Genomic DNA, 16,748 nt, shown 5'->3' with positions numbered 1-16,748 from the left:
ATTCGCACAGAATGCGAATCTCCTTTTTCCCTGCCTATCAGAAGGAAGGAACTCACCGAACCTATCCTATTCCAATCGTGAACTGGGTGATTTCAAAGAATGATAGACGATTGCAGTAGAAAGCATTTTAGCATTTCGGGCCGGAACGATGAGTTTCTTCTATAATAAGCAGGCCTCCGCTAACCAATAAGAAGGCTCTTCTCACCTATGAAAAAACGGGCTGTCCAATCACGTAAATCGGTAAATCTATCTAGTCATTTTCCAAGCATCCATCATATGCTATGATGAAGAACATTCCAATAGAGCACCTATGGAAACCCCGCCAAGCCTATGGCGGGGTTCTTTTTTTAGATTTTGTAATAGAGATAGATTATCTATTCACACCGACTTTAACAGGAGAAACATTCCAGATGTCGGATGCATAACGGTGAATCGTGTTATCACTGGAGAAATGTCCCGAGTGTGCGATATTTACAATTGACTTCTCGGTCCAGGATCCACTATTCAAATAAGCATCATCGATATCCGACTGGGTTGCCACATAACTGGAAAAGTCCGCTAATACAAAAAACTCATCGTTATGATCCAGCAGGGACTGAAGAATCTGACCAAACTCCAACTCGTGACAGCAGAACGGTCCTGAGGATATCAACTGATTCAGCACGCGGGCGATTCTCGGATCCTGCTCATACCGTTCCCTGGATACATAAGCTCCCGTCCTGTAATACTCGAGCACTTCCTCCAGCTTCAAACCGAACAGGAACATATTCTCATTGCCGAGCAGCTCGAACATTTCCACGTTAGCCCCATCCAGCGTGCCGATGGTCAACGCACCGTTCATCATGAACTTCATGTTTCCCGTGCCGGATGCCTCCTTGCCAGCCGTGGAAATCTGCTCGCTCACATCGGCTGCGGGAATAATCTTCTCCGCCAGAGACACCGAATAATTTTCCAGGAACAGCACCTGGAGTTTGTCATTGACCTGCGGATCCTTATTCACGACTTCGGCAACGACATTAATGAGTTTGATGATGCTTTTGGCCAGATAGTAACCCGGCGCTGCCTTCGCCCCAAAAATGACGGTACGGGGAACGCGATCCGCGCTTGGCTGATCCTTAATCTCGTTATACACGTGCATCACTCGTAAAATATTCAACAATTGCCGCTTGTAACCGTGCAGCCGCTTCACATGGACATCGAATATGGAATCGGGATTGATCACGACCCCTTGCTTATTGGCGATGTATTCGGCAAGCCGTTCTTTATTGCTCCGTTTGGTCCGCTGAATCCCCTGCTGAAAGGCGGTGTCGGTCTTGAGTGACTTGAGCTGGATCAATTGATGAGGATCCGTGATCCATGAAGTGCCGATACCGTCGCAGATCAATTGACTCAGGCCGGGGTTGCTGTGCATCAGCCAGCGCCGGTGGGTAATCCCGTTGGTTTTATTACTGAATCGCTCCGGATACAGCTCATAATGCGGCTTCATGACCTGGGTCTTCAGCAGTTCCGTGTGCAGCGCAGCTACGCCGTTCACATGATAGCTACCCACAATCGCCAGATTGGCCATGCGGATCTGGTCGCTTTCGATGATGGCGAGCTGCGATATGCGCTCATGGTCCCCTGGATAGCGTTCCAGCAGCATGCCGCAGAAGCGTTTATTGATCTCTTCAATCATCATGTAAATGCGCGGCAGCAGCTCACGAACCATGCCGGCAGGCCATTTTTCCAACGCTTCGCTAAGCAAGGTGTGGTTCGTGTAGGATACGGTCCGGCTCGCGATGTCCCATGCCTCATCCCAACCGAAGCCCTTGTCATCGATCAGAATCCGCATCAGCTCCGGAATCACCAGCGTCGGGTGGGTATCATTGATATGAATGGCAACATGCTCGGGAAGTTCATGATAGGTCCGTCCCAGCTTGTCGAACGTTCTAAGAATGCTCTGAACGCCTGCGGAACAGAGGAAGTACTGCTGTTTCAGCCGAAGGAGCTTGCCTTCGTATGCCGAATCATCCGGGTACAAAAACTCCGATATCGATTCGACCGAACGGTTATATTCCAAAAATTTATAATAGCTGTTATGATGATGGGCCGAACGGATTCTGGATATATCCGAAGCGGACTCGGCGCTCCACAGCCGCAGTGTATTTACCTGCCCCTCGCCATAACCGATCACCGGAACGTCGTAGGGCACAGCCTGAACACGCTCATAATCCACCGTGTGAAATACGGTTCGCCCCTCCTGCACATCCACTTCCACGCAACCCCAGAATTGGACTTCCACCGCCTTGTCAGCCCGCCGCTCTTCCCAGACGTTGCCCCGCTGGAGCCAGTTGTCCGGCAGCTCGACTTGATGGCCGTCAATTATCTTCTGTTCAAACAATCCGTACTTATACCGGATGCCGCACCCATGGCCTGCATAGCTTAGCGACGCCAACGAATCGAGAAAACATGCCGCAAGACGTCCGAGCCCCCCGTTGCCGAGCCCCGCGTCCGGTTCCTGCTCCTCAATCTCTTCCAAATTCCATCCCAGGTCCAAAAGGCCGCTGCGGACCATATCCAGTACCCCCAGGTTCAGCAGATTGTTTCCCAGCAGCCGTCCGATCAAAAATTCAAGCGAGAAATAATACACCTGCTTCTGCCCGGTATCCCGGTATATCCGATTGGCAGCCGCCCATTCCCGTCCGACATACTCCCGAATCATGCCGCCGAGGATTTTGTATACATCCTCAGCCGTCGCTTCCTCAAGTCCCTTCCCCAACCGACTCACCAACTGCTCCGTAAAGACCTGCTTGAATGTTTCCTTGTTGTTAAACAAAAGAAAGTTCCTCCTGACGGATTCGTATTATTTTGCGATTAAATCGAGATGTCCTTGGCAATGACAAAAGGTTTGCGAAAATCGCCTTGAAGCTTATGATCTCGCGAGATCATCACATCTTTATCGAGTATGACGTTCTCCAGCCTCACGTTCTCGCCTATGATGCATTTTTGCATGATGATGGAGTTATGGATGCTTGCGCCTCGCTTTACCTGTACTCCGCGAAACAGAATACTGTTCTTTACTTCCCCGTCGATCTGGCAACCGTTGGCGACCAGCGCATTGCTCACATCGGCTGAATTCAAATATTTGGCGGGAACCTCATACTTGATCTTGGTGTGGACCGCCTGCTTGCGGAATAAGCTGTTGTACGCCTTCGGGTTCAGAAGGTTCATGCTGGTACGGTAATAGCTTTCGAGCGAATTGATCACCGCGTGATACCCGCGGTATTCATATCCCGCAATGTTCAGCTTGTTCCGGTTATGCATAATCGCGTCCCGGAAAAAGTGATTGCCCCCATGGGCGATGCAATGATCGGCCATCTCAAGAAACCGCGATTTCTCCATCACGAACATCTCCATGTATACCGCATCATGCTTATGATCGTAATGAATATCCGTTACCATGCCGTCCTCATCGACATCGAGCCGGGTGCAGGAACGATGCTCTTCCCTCGCCGCATTTACCCTTGTATAAACAAGCGTCACGTCAGCACCCTGCTCCAGATGGTATTCGTACACCTCGTTCAAATCGACCGTGCTGATATGCTGGCTGCCGGAGTGCACGATATGCTTTGCAGCTCCACGCTCAAAAAAATCGAGATTGTTATAAATATGCCGCAGCTCGCCAGCGGACACATCGGCTTCATCATTCCAATCCGGTGGAAGTATGAATAGGCCGCCACGCTTGCGGTGCATATCCCACGGCCGGCCTTCACCCAGATGATCCATCAGGGAGCGGTATTTCCTGCGAACGAACAGCGCAATATCCTCAATGCCCGCATGCATCATATTCGACATCACAAAGTCGATCAGGCGATACCTTCCCGCGAATGGCACAGCAGCCCCGCACCGGTAATACGTCAATTCACTCAGCACATCCCGTTCATGCTCCAAATTAATGATACCCATGAGTTCTCTCATCTGCGTATCCCGTCCTAACCTTGATTATTATGGGACGAAGACGACGATTGAAGCAGCTTCAGGACGTCTTCATCTTGATCGCTTACAAGCACAATTCGGGATGGATCTTCCTCAGGCGGACCGATGACGGCATGATCTTGAATAACCATGTCCTCGGTGATAATAGCCCGGTGTATGCGTACATGGCTGCCGATACGCACCTTGGGCATGATGACGGAATCGGTAATGACGCTGCCTTCCCCTACCTCCACCCCATAAAAGAGGATCGAATGCTCTACCTCGCCGCATACGGTGCAGCCCTCGTTAATCATGCTGTTCCGGACGACGCCGGTTGGAGAAATATACTCTGCGGGCTGATTCGGGTTCCGGGTGTAAATGCGCCACATCGGATCGTTCAAGTCCAGCTTGGGGTGCTTGCAGAGCAGATCCATGTTAGCTTCCCATAAGCTCTCGATGGTGCCGACGTCCTTCCAGTACCCTTCGAACGGATAAGCGTACAGTGTTTTGCCGTCCTCTAGCATGCTCGGCAGAATGTCTTTGCCAAAATCATGGTTTGTATCCGGAAGCTCTGCATTCCGCATTAAATAAGATCGCAGCAGCTTCCAGCGGAACAGATAAACGCCCATGGATGCCGTTGTACTCCTCGGGTGGGCAGGCTTCTCCTCGAACTCGAAAATCCGGTAGTTCTCATCCGTATTCACCATGCCGAACCGCTTCGCTTCATCCAGGCTCACCTCAATGACTGAGATGGTGCAATCCGCATCCTTCTCCTTGTGATAAGCCAGCATCCGGTCGTAATCCATCTTATAGATGTGATCTCCCGACAAAATCAAGACGTGCTCGGGATCGTACTGGTCAATAAACTTGAGGTTCCGATAAATCGCATCCGCTGTCCCGCGGTACCAGGTCGTCCCGTCCTCGCGTTCATGAGGCGGGAGCACGAATACGCCCCCATTCAACCGGTCCATATCCCAATCGCTTCCTACGCCAATGTAAGAATGCAGAACCAGTGGTTCATACTGGGTTAACACCCCGACCGTGTCGATTCCCGAATGGGAGCAGTTGCTCAGCGGAAAATCAATGATCCGGTATGTACCCCCAAAATAAACAGCCGGCTTGGCCAGCGTCTTCGTCAGACCTTTCAGTCGTTTGCCTTGACCTCCTGCGAGCAGCATGGCGACCACATCTTTTTTCTTCATGGCAGATTCTCCTTTAAGGGGCTTTATAAGATACGAATCCTAGAACATGAAAATTGCGGATTAAACCAAGGGAACGCTTCGATACGAATATGGTGGAGTGGATCATGGTGATGAGTAATTAAGAAAAAAACGCTTAAGGGGATGCCTTGCTTAAACAGCAAGGTATATCAACTATATGCGGGGTAGAGAGAAACTCTGACTCTAATCAGGAGAAAGCCCCTTCTTAGGAATGAACGCGCCTTCTCTTCTCTAGAGAAAAAGTGCCGTGGTGCCGCTTTCCAAGCATCCTGATTGCGGCATTTATGCGGGTAACGATCTGGTCAGTATCAGACAACGGATGCTCCACATTGTAACCTTCTAAATCTATTAAACAAAAAACCGCCCTTTCTACGCATGATGGAAGTCAACGTACAAGCAGACGGTTTTATTCATGTCTTGATTATATCAGAAATGCGGCTATTTCCGTACAGAATAATAGCGCATTCCGTCCCCGGTTTCGATCATCTCGGCTTCCCCGCGGCGGGTCAGCTCGGCGAGATGGGCCAGCGCTTCGCACATGGCGAAGCGCAGCTGGTGGATGCCGAGCTTCTCGCCGAAGAGGGCGGTGCAGACCTCGAAGGCCGTTAGCCGTCCGGCAGCGCTCAGCATGCCGGCGATGGTAACCAGGCGCTCCTCGTGATGGAGGAGGAGCGCATCGATCCGTTCACGGAAATGCGTGAACGGGTGGCGGTGTCCGGGGTACGCCGTCCGGACATGCAGTTCGTGCAGGCGGCGGAGCCCTGCAAGGAAAAGCGCCAGCGGCTCGGCGTCGCTGCCGGGCAGCAGGCTCACGTTGGGCGAGATTTGCGGCAGCACGGCATCGCCGCATAACAGAACGCCGCTCTCCGCATGGAAGAACGACAGATGCCCCGGAGCATGGCCGGCCGTTTGCACCGGTACCCATATCCGGTTGCCCATCCGAAACGGCAGGTCCTCGCCGATAAACGATATGTCAGGCTGCGGCGTGACTTGGGGGAAGAAGCCGTTCAGATGCTCCGGCAGCAGGGAAAGCTTGGTTTCCGGCATGCCATGCTGCCGGAAGAACGCCGGGAGCTCGTGATCCATCGTGGAATCTGTTCCCCACATGAGCATCGCTTCCCGATGCGCCCGCTCTGACATCCACACCTTCGCGCCCGACCGCTCCTGAAACCACCCAGCAAGCCCGTAGTGGTCCGGGTGATGATGGGTCAGCACGATCGAGTTGATGTCGCTAAATCCGAACCCGAGCTGCTCCATCGCCGCAAGCCATTCCTGCTCCGAAGCAGCCGTACGCGGCCCCGGATCGATGACGGTCATACCGTCATCTCCGCGCAGCACATAGCTGTTCACCCATCTTAAGGGATTGGACAATGTAATCTTCACCTGATTGAGCTGATGTTCTTCTATATAATGAATGTCCGGGCTTGATCCCTTCTCTTCCTGATTCATTGTAGATGCAACCTCCATCCGCATTATGACTTCAAATTCGACTCTTTCATCATAAGCTTGTAACCAGGATAAGTATAGCAGGCTGGGATGGTTTGTTTCCTGGATTTGCCGAAGTGTCGGTTTCATCACAGTAGTGCAATGTTAGTGCAAGGATTTAAAGATTGAAGTGAGCAGCTAGTATGTTCCAATAAAGGACGCTTCACGTACGTATCGTTCCTCCAATCGCTGTTGCTCTCGGATTTTTCTTACTGTTTTAATCTATTGTAAAAATCCGAGGGCAAAGGCGACCGCTGCCGCTTTTCCGGAATCGATTCGTCCGCTCCGCTGCTTCGTGCTCGTTCATAATCAAGCTAACCATTAAATAAGCTCCTCATGGCTTATTAGCAAATGACCAATCTTCATAAACAAAAAAGCATCCCCCAAAAGTCATACAGCCTTGGGGATGCCTTCTCCATTGACGAAATGGTAGGTCAAAGTCCTCTTGGGGACTTACAAGCTAGCTGCGTACGCTTCATTTTTCAATCCTGTATGTCTTTCTTAGGAACTTGCAAGACGTTTGCGCTCTCTTTTCGATCCATAAAGTCCCTCTCGGTGAATTGCACGTTCTGCAACTTCATGATCCTCCAATTTCATTCCTTCTACTCATCTCCAGCTTAATGAATACCCAACTCATATTGAGAGGCTCCATAGTATTCACTTCAGCTGGCGGGCTACCTCCTCGCGTGAGCGCTGGATGGCTTCCTCGACAGGCAGGTGGATCTTGATTCCGTCCTCGCCCATCCATTCGACCTCTCCGTTAGCTGCACCGCGGCCAACGATCAGACGCAGCGGAGCGCCGGCAAGGTCGGCATCCTTGAACTTGACGCCGGCCCGTTCGTCCCGGTCATCCAACAGCGGCTCCAGACCAGCCTTGTTCAGCTCGCTGTAGATATGTTCAGCCAGTTTCATTTGGGCCTCATCCTTAACCGCAATCGGGATAATGTGCACCTTGAACGGAGCGACGGACATCGGCCAGACCAATCGCTCATCCGAGATACGCTGCTCGGCGATGGCGGCCATGACGCGGGAGACGCCAATACCGTAGCAGCCCATGATCAGCGGTTTCTCCCGCCCGTCGGAATCCAGATACATACCGTTCATGGCGTCACTGTATTTCGTACCCAGCTTGAACACATGTCCAAGCTCAATCCCGCGTTGAAATTCGAGCGGCGCTCCGCAGCGCGGGCAAGGTTCTCCTTCGATTACATTCCGAAAGTCGCCGGTATACTCCAGCGAAAAATCACGTCCTGGGCGGACCCCCTTTAAATGGAGATCCCCTTGGTTGCCACCGGTAATCCCCTCTGCCATCGCTGCTACTTCGTAATCGACCAATACTTTTAGGGAAAGGCCTACCGGTCCCGCAAACCCGACTGGGGCTCCCGTCGCCTGCATCACCTCTTCGGCACTCGCTAATTCCGCGAGTTCTGCTTCTAGGTAAGACTTCACTTTTGCCTCGTTTGCTTCACGGTCTCCCCGGACAAGGACCGCGACTCGTTCTCCGTCCACTTGGTAAATCAGTGTCTTGATCAATTGCTCCGAGCCGATTTGGAGGAAGTTAGTCAATTCCTGAATACTCTTCACATTTGGCGTCAATATCTGCTCTATGGCAGAATGACCGTCAGCGGCCGCGGACTTCCTATCAGCCTGCTCAGCCGGAACCATAGACTCCGCACGCTCCAGATTTGCTGCATAACTGCAATCGCAACACGAAACAACGGTATCCTCGCCTATATCCGCCAACGCCATAAACTCATGGGTTTCCCCTTGCCCACCAATGGCACCTGCATCAGCTTCCACCGCCCGGAACGTCAGACCGCAGCGCCTAAAGATTCGCTCATACGTTTCATACATGTTCCGGTAGGACACATCCAGGCCCTCCCAGTCCCGGTCGAAAGAATACGCATCCTTCATCAGGAATTCGCGACCCCGCAGCAGGCCGAAACGCGGACGCCGCTCATCCCGGTATTTGCTCTGAATTTGGTACAGGTTGACCGGCAGCTTCCGGTAGGAAGAAATCTCTTGGCGAACGATAGACGTAATCACTTCTTCATGGGTTGGCCCAAGCACGAACTCCCGGTCATGGCGGTCATGCAGCCTGATGAGTTCCGATCCGTAAATATCGTACCTGCCCGATTCCTTCCACAGCTCGGCGGGCTGGACAGCGGGCATGAGCATCTCCTGCCCGCCAGAGGCATCCATTTCCTTCCGAATAATCGCTTCGATCTTCCGCAAGACCCGCCAGCCCAGCGGCAGATACGAATAGATTCCTGCCGCCGCTTGACGGATATAGCCGCCACGGAGCATCCATTGATGGCTCAGTGCCTCCGCCTCGGAAGGCACATCACGCATCGTTGTCATCAATAATTGGCTTTGCCGCATCTTCCTCATACTCCTTCTTATCTCCATGAATGAACCTGCCTGAGCGCAAAAAAGAGCACATTCGCTCCTAGGGACGAATGTGCTCGTGGTACCACCCTGATTCCATCTTGCGGGACGCAAAAGGCGCTCCTTGCAAGATGCTTCATAAGGCGGTAACGGGCCGAACCGGCTCCGCTTGTTGACAGCGGGCAACTACAAGGTAGGAAGGACGCAGCCAAGCGGTGGAAGCCTTTCAGCCGGGGGCTTCTTTTCTGTCTCGCCGAATCATGCATCCTCATGTCCTTGATGATCGTTATTCACGGGAAATTCATTTTCCAATACATTACAGCCGGACGTTCAGAATGTCAAGCATGAAAAGGACAGGCATACTTAATGAGCGATATGATCCAGCACTTGCCGCAAGATCCCGATGACATGCTCATCTTCATACGTATAAAAATATGTATTCCCGTCCCTGCGGAATTTGACCAGTCTTAAACTGCGCAGATAGCCAAGCTGGTGGGATACCGCCGACTGACTCATGCCAAGCACCTCGGCAATATGGCCGACCGGGCATTCTTCTTGCGAGAGCAAATGAAGAATGCGAATCCGCGTCGGATCCGAAATGGCCTTCAGCAGTCGTGACGCTTCCATGGCCTGGTCTTCGTGCAGCAGCTCATGGTGCTCTTTTTCCATAAACTAATCCCCTCTTCTCCATAATGGCTTGAACGATTTCGCGGGCATCCCGTGAAACTCCTGCCAAGAGTGCGGAGCCCCGGTGCGTCTGCCAAGGCAAACCTACATAATAGAGCCCCTTCACCGGACTGATGCCGCGTGTATGAATAACAGCCTTCTTATGATTCAGCGCTTGATCCACATGAAGCCAATCATAGCTGGAAACAAAGCCGGTTGCCCAGATGATATTCCGAACCTTAAGCTCCGTTCCATCCTCGAATCGCATGCCGGAAGCGCCGGCATCAACGGCTCTCTTTTTCAACACCACTTTACCGCACTTGACCGCTTGTTTCAATTCATATCCAAAAATCGGGTCTCCCCGACGCTTCAGCTTACGTCCCACCCAGGAGGAACCGCTGGCTGATAAAATGCCGAGTTTGTCCAACCACCAGAACATCCCCTTGCCCCCAACGGTCATGGGTAAATACCGCGGCTGCTGTCCAAGAGCCAAATACGTTTCCCGACCTCCAGACAGTTCGACCGCTATCTGCGCCCCGCTGTTCCCGCCGCCAACTACAAGAACGCCGCCCTCTTGAAGCTGGGAAGGTCGTCTGTAATCGGAGGAGTGCAACTGGACAATATCCGCTGGAACCGATGCTGCAAACGCCGGAATGCGAGGCTGCCGGAACGGCCCGGTAGCGATAATTAGCGACTTCGCATGATATTCTCTCTCATGGGTTTCGATTATAAACCTTTCTTCTTCCTTATGGACACACTTCACATCCGTCTCAAATTGGATGGGCAGCTTAAACCGTTCTGCATAGGATTTCAGATAGGAAGCCATTTCATCTTTGTCCGGGAACCCGTCCGGATCCCCACCTATCCTCATTCCATGCAATGCACTGTGAGTTCTCGGTGTAAACAACTTCAGCGAATCATATCTCGTCTTCCATGCATCGCCTGCCTCCGATCCCCGATCCAACAACAGAAACTTCATCCCTGCCTGCCGCAACCAATAGCCGGTTGCCAATCCTGCCTGCCCCGCGCCGATAACGATTACATCCCACATCATATAGGTATCATTCCAATTATATGAATAACTGCTCATATATAGATATTACATGGATCTTGTTCTCCCTTCAAGCATAAAATGGTGCTTGCATCGTCAAACGCCGCATGAAACTCGAATAAATATCTGATGAATTCAGTTGACAACACACGCATTCAGTCATACTATAGGCATAAAGTTGCTTCGAGGAAACATTATATGCTCGGCCCAATTTAGTAGGGAGAGGTTAAACTTTATGGATGAGACAAAGAATAGGCAGCATTTGCATCAGGCAGCGCTCGGCGAGCGGTTTCTGATTGAACAGGTGGATATCCGCGGGGAGCATAAACGGCGGCTTCTGGACCTCGGATTCGTTCCGGGTTCCGTTATCGAAGTGCTGAAAGCCAGCCCGCTCGGTGACCCCACCTCTTATAGAGTAGCAGGTACCGTCATTGCATTAAGAAAAGAAGAAAGTCAGTTAATCTGGGGTAAGGTGATGTCATCATGAGAACTTTTACTGTCGCACTGGCTGGCAACCCAAACACGGGCAAAAGCACGCTTTTTAATGCCCTCACCGGCCTAAAGCAGCACACCGGCAACTGGTCCGGTAAAACGGTCAGTCTCGCAAGCGGCAATTACGATTACAAAGACACCAGCTTCCAATTTATCGATCTGCCCGGAACGTACTCCTTGTTCTCCAACTCGGCCGATGAAGAAGTGGCGCGCGATTATATTATTTTTGAGAAACCGGACGTTACCCTGCTGGTTCTGGATTCTACGGCGCTGGAAAGAAGTCTTAACCTTGCGCTTCAAGTGTTGGAAATGACCGACCGGGTCATCGTCTGCCTGAATCTGATGGATGAAGCGAAGAAAAAAGGAATCAAGATTAACGCACGCAAGCTTACGGATCAGCTCGGCGTTCCCGTCATTCCGATATCGGCCAGAAATAACGAAGGGCTGGATACCCTGTCCGAGCAGCTGCTTCTAATGTGCACAGGGCAGACTCCGACTACGCCGTACCGGATGAAATATAACGAACAGCTGGAAGCGCAAATTTCCGGCCTGGAGTCCGAATTACGAGACATTTTCGGCGACGAATATCCAGCCAGATGGCTGGCCATCCGTTTTCTCGATGGAGACCGGAGGCTGATCGCGACGCTGAAAGACCGATTAAAAGCTTCGGATAAAGGGGGGATTTCACTTGGAACAGCTAAAGCGCTTGGAAGCTCTAACAGCCATCATTCCTGCTGAGCAGGTAGAGGATGTTCGGGAAGACATCGTGGGCGAGTTATTCAAAAAATCCCGCGAGCTGTGCAGTGAATCCGTCACCGTGACCAACCGGGAGCTTCTGTACCGTTCCGAGCGTCTGGACCGCATCTTCACCTCCAAGCTGTGGGGATTTCCGATCATGCTGGCCATGCTCGGCGTTATTTTTTACTTAACGATCGCAGGCGCTAACGTTCCTTCCTCCATGCTGGCAAGTTTCTTTGGCTGGATCGAAGGATACCTGACGATGGCCTTTCAGGCTCTCCATGCTCCCGATTGGCTCTATGGTGTGCTGATACTCGGATTGTTCCGGGGTACATCCTGGGTCGTCAGTGTCATGCTGCCTCCAATGGCCATCTTCTTTCCGGCCTTTGCGCTGCTTGAGAACTATGGCTATTTGCCTCGGGTAGCCTTTAACCTGGACCGCCTGTTCAAAAAAACGGGGGCGCACGGCAAGCAGTCCCTTACCATGGCGATGGGATTCGGCTGCAATGCGGCGGCCATTATGTCGACCCGGATTATCGAGTCGCCGCGGGAGCGAATGCTCGCCATTCTGACCAACAACTTCGTGCCCTGCAACGGCCGCTGGCCAACCCTGATCCTGCTGGCCTCCTTGTTCATGGCTGCAGGTTTTTCGGGAGGAGCCCAGACGCTCGTGACGGCTTCCGTTGTTATGGGCATGGTGCTGATCGGTGTCGTTGTCACGCTCGCGGTATCATGGGGATTATCTAAAACCGCCTTGAAAGGCATTCCTTCCCACTACACCCTGGAGCTGCCGCCATACCGTAAACCGAAGATTCTGAATACGATTCTCCGGTCAACCCTGGATAAAACCATCTATGTCCTGCGCAGAGCCATTATCGTAGCGGCGCCTGCAGGCGTGCTGACCTGGGTACTTGCCAACATCTATATTGGCGATTCCAGCATTCTGGTTCATTTCGTTGAATTCCTTGATCCGTTTGCGCGCGCGCTCGGACTCGACGGCTTCATTCTGATGGCCTTCATCATCGGACTGCCCGCAAATGAAATCGTGCTGCCAATCCTGCTGATGGGATATTTGGCTACGGGCTCCCTGACCGAGGTTACCGATATGTTTGCCCTTAAGCAAATCTTCCTGGATCAAGGCTGGACCTGGCTGACCGCGCTAAACATGATGCTGTTCTCACTGCTCCACTATCCTTGCGGAACCACGCTCGTCAACATCTGGAAGGAAACCAAAAGCGCGAAGTGGACGTTCCTGTCCTTTGCCATCCCGACGGCTATCGCAATCGGCGTTACCTTCCTTGTTACTCAGGTGGCCCGGGCATTGGGATGGGTTTAACGTAACGATAGGGATGGAATCTGCATCAAACAAAGCAAAATTGTACATTCTATGAGGCATCCCAAAAGGTTGATCCAACCTTGGGATGCCTCTTCTTCTGATAGCCATGCTGCAAATAGAACATATATAAAGCAAACGAGCCACCCCAAGAAGTCTCTTGAAGCGGCTCGATATTTTTTTATCCGGAAATGGATGAGTTCTATGAAACTTAACCTTTCACTGAACCAGCAGCGATGCCTTCCACGATACGATCACTGAGGAAAAGGAACATCAGCAATATTGGCAAAATGCTGATCATCAAGGTTGCGCCAATAGCACCCCAATCGGTTGTATATTGTCCGATAAAGTTTTGCACGCCAACGGTAAGCGTCTTGAACATATCTGAGCTGATAAACGTGTTCACGAAAATAAACTCGTTCCAGTTGTAGATCATGTTAATAATGGCTGTTGTCGCCAGCACCGAGCCCGTCATCGGAAGCACAATCCGGAAGAAGACCCGGTGAACCGAGCAGCCGTCCATGACCGCTGCTTCTTCCACTTCCTTTGGCAGCGTGTAATAAAACCCGAGCAGAATCATAATCGTAATCGGCATATTGAAAGCCACGTACGACAATATCAAAGAAACCGGATGATCGGTCAAGCCAACCTTGTTGAACATGCTGAACAGCGGGATCAAGGTGGAATGAACCGGTATCATCATGGCAACCATGAACAAACCGAGGACAAAGGAACTGCCCTTCCACTTCATTCTGGTAATCGCGAAGGTGACAAGACTCCCTAATATGACCGTTAGTGCTGTTGCTACGACGGTAATCCAGACGCTATTCAGAAAATAAACGCTGATGTTGCCGGCACTCCATACCTTCTCGTAATTCTCCCAGCGCGGATTCATCGGAAGGGACAGCGGAGGAAGATCGAATACTTCCTGATTGTTTTTTAATGAGAACAGCAGCAGCCATACGAGCGGAAACAGCTGAAATACGGCTACTCCGATCAGCACGATATACAGCAGCGTGTAACCCAGCTTACCTCCCACTCCGTTTCCAGACCGAGCGCACCCGTCTTGGAGTTGTCCTGCGGCTCCAGATATCATGAAGTTTCCCTCCTTATGAATATTGGATCGTTTCTTTTGATGCCGTTAATTTCCGGATGACCCACGTTACGATCAGACAGATCACCAGCAGGAAGAACCCGATCGCGCTGCCGTAACCGAAATCATAAGCGCGGAAAGCCGTATGATACATATAGGAAGCCATCACTTCGCTCGCGCCGTTAGGCCCCCCGTCCGTCATGACAAAGATGAGGTCAAAATATTTCAAGGAACCTACCACCGCCAGCACGATCGTAACCTTAATCACTTCCATGATGAGTGGAAGCTTGATCCGGAACGCAATTTGCATGGAGGTTGCCCCGTCGATCTTGGCAGCTTCAACCAGCGATGCCGGGATGTTCTTCAGAGCTGCATAATAGATCAAAATATAAAAACCGGCATACTGCCACAGAATCGGAATAAACAAAGCAAACAAGACAAGCGACGACTCAGCAAGCCATGCCGGCGGGTTCGTGATCCCGATGGACTCCAGGAAGCTGTTCACAATCCCGTTCGTCGGGTGGTAAATGCGGAGCCACAGCTGCGCGATCGCAACGGAGGACAGCAGCATGGGTATGAGATAGATTTTACGGAACAGGTTGGCGCCTTTGATCTTGGAGGCCAGCACCATCGCCACGGCCAGATAGATCATAAGGCTTGCAGCCGAGAATACGGCTAACAGCAGGGAGTGCCATGCACTATCCCAGAACTTGCCGTCCGAGAGTAGCGCCTGGTAATTATCGAGTCCGATAAAGGTTATTGCACCAATGCCGTTCCATTCGTTCAGTCCGTAATAGGCGGTCAATAGAATTGGAATATAAACGACGGCCATAATCACAAGCAGTGCAGGCAGCACGTACAGCGCGATGATTTTTTTGTTGGACATCACTTTATCCAAAGTGTCCGACTCCTTTCTCCATATGGTCTAGAGGAAAGATTTATCCGGCATCACTGCCGGATAAACCAGGGTCCCGTTTCTTTGTTGTCCTAAAGAGTCTTAGTTCCCTTTGGAGATCGCTGCATCATGCTCTTCGGAGAATTTGTCCGGCGTTACGGCTTTGCCGAAGAGCGCCTGAATCATGTTCAGATGCGTCTCGGCGGCATTCGCCTCCATCTGTACATCCGCGAACAAGGTGATACTGCTTGCTTGATTCATTTCATCAAACAGATCGATGTACAGCTGTGGAAGCTCAAGCGTTGAGGTATCCACCTTCGTTGCCGGGATGACACCAGCACCTGTAACGGACTGCTCGCCCCACTTGGTTACGAAATACTCAACGAACTTCTTGGATTCCTCTTTCACCTTCGAATTCTCGCCAATAAACAAGCCAACACCCGGTCCGCCTACCCAACTGTTAATATCGCCTTTGCCGCCTTCAACCGTCGGGAATTTGAAGAAACCGACGCTGTCGCGGAACTCTTGCGGGATCTCTTCATTGGTCGTAAAGTTAGGCAGTTCCCAGGTGCCCATCATGTACATGGCCGCTTTGCCGTTCAGGAATTCGGATTTCGCTTCCTCGTTGGATAAGCCGTTGAACCCTTTGACAAACGCATTGCCATCCACCAGCGATTGAACCTCTGCGGCTGCCTTTACAAGCGATTCATCCTTGAAGGAACCCGAACCGCTGATTGCACTGGCAAGCGTTTCTTGTCCGCCGATTCGATCTGCCAGGTACATGTACCAGAGCGAACCGGTCCAGCGGTCCTTGTTGCCTAGTGCGATAGGAGCAATCCCGTTATCGGACAGCGCCTTCACAACATTCTTGAATTCTTCGTAGGTTTGCGGCACTTCCAAGTTAAGCTGTTCGAATATCGCTTTGTTGTAATATACCGGCGCGATATTGAACTCGAGTGGAAGCGCATACGTTTTGCCGTCAATCGCATAAGCCTCGGTCGTGCCAGCTACGAATTTACCGTTAAGCTGACCCCCCAGCAAATCATCTACCGGCGCAAACAAGCTGCCTTCTACATAAGGCTTCAGAAATCCGGCTGCCCAGGTCACCCCTACGTCCGGAAGCTCGTTCGACGCGGAAAGCACCTTCAATTTATTTTTGTATTGCTCATTATCCAGAACTTCCTGTTTGATCGTCACGTTCGGATTCTCTTTTTGATATTCTTCGATGATCTGATTCACGATTTTGTTCTGTCCTGCAGAAACGCCTGCCGGCCATAAGTGCATGAAGTTCACCGTAACTTTCTCGCCTTCGCTGCCGCTGCTGCCTGAATCCCCCGTGCTGCTGTTGCTCGATCCACAACCAGCCGCAACCAGAGCGAGACACCATGTTAAAAGCAGAACCGTCCATTTTTTGTTGAACACGTTTACAACCC

The 16,748-nt window shown here is 51.5% G+C and carries 13 protein-coding genes; 3 read left to right on the top strand and 10 right to left on the bottom strand.

Translation table 11 applies throughout. From position 1 onward, the window contains the following. Positions 1–370: 370 nt before the first annotated feature. From NYE54_RS08485 to NYE54_RS08455, 7 genes are all read right to left on the bottom strand, one after another. The gene (locus NYE54_RS08485) at positions 371–2,815 is read right to left on the bottom strand and encodes a glycogen/starch/alpha-glucan phosphorylase (protein WP_339271534.1); all 2,445 of its coding nucleotides are present in this window, start codon (positions 2,813–2,815) and stop codon (positions 371–373) included. Positions 2,816–2,853: 38 nt separating this feature from the next. Further along, on the bottom strand, positions 2,854–3,957 hold the full coding sequence (gene glgD, locus NYE54_RS08480; RefSeq protein WP_339271532.1) for a glucose-1-phosphate adenylyltransferase subunit GlgD: 1,104 nt from the start codon (positions 3,955–3,957) through the stop codon (positions 2,854–2,856). 14 nt (positions 3,958–3,971) lie between these two features. Next, entirely contained in the window at positions 3,972–5,156 is a 1,185-nt protein-coding gene (locus NYE54_RS08475) for a glucose-1-phosphate adenylyltransferase (RefSeq protein ID WP_339271530.1), read from the bottom strand. A gap of 456 nt (positions 5,157–5,612) precedes the next feature. Continuing rightward, positions 5,613–6,623, bottom strand: coding sequence for an MBL fold metallo-hydrolase (locus NYE54_RS08470; RefSeq protein WP_339273433.1), 1,011 nt, complete (start codon positions 6,621–6,623; stop codon positions 5,613–5,615). 693 nt (positions 6,624–7,316) lie between these two features. Then, on the bottom strand, positions 7,317–9,041 hold the full coding sequence (locus NYE54_RS08465) for a proline--tRNA ligase (RefSeq protein ID WP_339271528.1): 1,725 nt from the start codon (positions 9,039–9,041) through the stop codon (positions 7,317–7,319). A gap of 369 nt (positions 9,042–9,410) precedes the next feature. Next, positions 9,411–9,716: a metalloregulator ArsR/SmtB family transcription factor gene (locus NYE54_RS08460; RefSeq protein WP_215159549.1), complete on the bottom strand. Its 306-nt coding sequence runs from the start codon at positions 9,714–9,716 to the stop codon at positions 9,411–9,413. Continuing rightward, on the bottom strand, positions 9,697–10,764 hold the full coding sequence (locus tag NYE54_RS08455) for an NAD(P)-binding domain-containing protein (RefSeq protein WP_339273432.1): 1,068 nt from the start codon (positions 10,762–10,764) through the stop codon (positions 9,697–9,699). The genes NYE54_RS08460 and NYE54_RS08455 overlap by 20 nt, the downstream gene beginning before the upstream one ends. Before the next feature lie 235 nt (positions 10,765–10,999). On the opposite strand from NYE54_RS08455, the gene NYE54_RS08450 reads away from it, so the two are divergent. From NYE54_RS08450 to NYE54_RS08440, 3 genes are read left to right on the top strand one after another with little or no spacing between them, the layout of a single operon-like run. Next, positions 11,000–11,251, top strand: a complete 252-nt coding sequence (locus NYE54_RS08450) for a FeoA family protein (RefSeq protein ID WP_098742506.1) — start codon at positions 11,000–11,002, stop codon at positions 11,249–11,251. Continuing rightward, positions 11,248–11,994, top strand: a complete 747-nt coding sequence (locus tag NYE54_RS08445; protein ID WP_339271525.1) for a FeoB small GTPase domain-containing protein — start codon at positions 11,248–11,250, stop codon at positions 11,992–11,994. The genes NYE54_RS08450 and NYE54_RS08445 overlap by 4 nt, the downstream gene beginning before the upstream one ends. Next, positions 11,945–13,330, top strand: coding sequence for a nucleoside recognition domain-containing protein (locus tag NYE54_RS08440; RefSeq protein WP_339271523.1), 1,386 nt, complete (start codon positions 11,945–11,947; stop codon positions 13,328–13,330). Before NYE54_RS08445 ends, NYE54_RS08440 begins: the two co-directional genes overlap by 50 nt. Positions 13,331–13,538: 208 nt before the next feature. Here the strand turns inward: NYE54_RS08440 and NYE54_RS08435 are convergent, their stop codons facing one another. From NYE54_RS08435 to NYE54_RS08425, 3 genes are all read right to left on the bottom strand, one after another. Further along, a complete protein-coding gene (locus NYE54_RS08435) occupies positions 13,539–14,423 on the bottom strand; it encodes a carbohydrate ABC transporter permease (RefSeq protein ID WP_339271521.1) in 885 nt (294 codons plus the stop codon). A gap of 13 nt (positions 14,424–14,436) precedes the next feature. Further along, entirely contained in the window at positions 14,437–15,318 is an 882-nt protein-coding gene (locus NYE54_RS08430; protein WP_339271519.1) for a sugar ABC transporter permease, read from the bottom strand. Positions 15,319–15,417: 99 nt separating this feature from the next. Further along, a complete protein-coding gene (locus NYE54_RS08425) occupies positions 15,418–16,737 on the bottom strand; it encodes an extracellular solute-binding protein (RefSeq protein ID WP_339271518.1) in 1,320 nt (439 codons plus the stop codon). Positions 16,738–16,748 lie beyond the last annotated feature (11 nt).

Origin of the sequence: Paenibacillus sp. FSL K6-1330, assembly GCF_037976825.1 — a bacterium.
GTDB lineage: Bacteria > Bacillota > Bacilli > Paenibacillales > Paenibacillaceae > Paenibacillus_AQ.
This window is presented reverse-complemented; position numbering and strand designations above follow the sequence as displayed.